This is a genomic window from Robertkochia sediminum, assembly GCF_016786255.1.
Classification (GTDB): domain Bacteria; phylum Bacteroidota; class Bacteroidia; order Flavobacteriales; family Flavobacteriaceae; genus Robertkochia; species Robertkochia sediminum.
Map to the genome: position 1 here is coordinate 1 of NZ_JADMKT010000018.1, position 248 is coordinate 248.

The window sequence follows — 248 nt, forward strand, 5'->3', positions numbered from 1 at the left end:
TTCGAGATTTAAATGGAGCCCAACTTCCTTTCCAGGTCGTTCATGTCTTGTGCGATCTTCTTCTGGAGCACCCGCGCATATATTTGTGTAGTCGCAAGTTTGGTATGCCCTAATAGCTTGGATACGGTTTCTATGGGCATACCATTAGAAAGTGTTACGGTAGTGGCAAAGGTGTGCCGGGCCATATGAAAGGAGAAGTCTTTATCGATCCCTGTAAAGGAGGCGATCTCCTTCAGGTAATTATTGAT

The 248-nt window shown here is 45.2% G+C and carries 1 protein-coding gene; it reads right to left on the bottom strand.

The annotated features are described in order from the left end of the window. Positions 1-8 precede the first annotated feature (8 nt). A partial coding sequence (locus IS446_RS00050; protein ID WP_203057129.1) for a tyrosine-type recombinase/integrase occupies positions 9-248 on the bottom strand: 240 nt, incomplete at its 5' end.